Source organism: Oleiphilus sp. HI0066 (assembly GCF_001635725.1).
Genome location: NZ_LWFH01000234.1, coordinates 1 through 960 on the forward strand (window position 1 = coordinate 1; position 960 = coordinate 960).

1 protein-coding gene is annotated in these 960 nt (G+C 45.2%); it reads left to right on the forward strand.

Going from position 1 to position 960, the window contains the following annotated elements:
- Nucleotides 1-195 precede the first annotated feature (195 nt).
- Nucleotides 196-960 (forward strand): DNA gyrase subunit A (locus A3738_RS03770; protein WP_304440062.1); only part of this gene is annotated, 765 nt, incomplete at its 3' end.

The following is a 960-nucleotide window of genomic DNA, read 5'->3' on the forward strand; positions in this document are numbered from 1 at the left end:
GTGTTTGATTTCGATGACGTTCATGCATCTTCCTTTGATTAATACGTAAAAAAAGGGCGCTTAAAACATTAAGAAAAGGGCACATTACTGATTAGCTCTATGCAGTTGTGTGCACGCTCCATATAATGAACAACAGCTTCACAATCATAGTCAAATTTTTCCTTAAGGGAACTCTAAAAGGGAACTCTAAGTTTTATGAGTCAAGACACGCCTAGTTTCGAAGATGGTGTCGAGCAGATTTCGCTTCGAGAATATACCGAAAAAGCCTATCTCGATTATTCAATGTACGTCATTCTTGATCGTGCGTTGCCGCACGTCGGGGACGGTTTAAAGCCTGTTCAACGCAGAATTGTTTATGCCATGTCGGAACTTGGCTTAAAAGCATCGGCGAAGTATAAGAAGTCCGCGAGAACGGTGGGTGATGTTCTGGGTAAGTTTCATCCGCATGGCGATAGCGCGTGTTATGAAGCGATGGTGTTGATGGCGCAACCGTTTAGTTATCGTTATCCATTGATTGATGGGCAAGGTAACTGGGGTTCGGCTGACGATCCTAAGTCATTCGCGGCAATGCGATATACCGAATCAAGATTAGCGCCTTATGCAGATGTGCTTCTTGCCGAGTTGGGTCAAGGTACTGTTGATTGGATGCCTAACTTTGATGGCACGATTGATGAACCAAAAACCTTACCCGCTAGATTGCCGAATTTATTGCTTAACGGCACAACGGGTATTGCGGTCGGTATGGCCACTGATATTCCTCCTCATAACCTTCGAGAAGTCGCGAGTGCATGTATTCATTTGCTGGATGAACCTAAGGCTCAAACTCAAGATCTAATGACGCATGTTCGCGGGCCTGATTATCCAACGGGTGCTGAGATCGTCACTCCGCCGGCAGATATTCAGAAGATTTATGAAACAGGCCGAGGCTCGATCAAGATGCGAGCTGTCTATAACACTGAA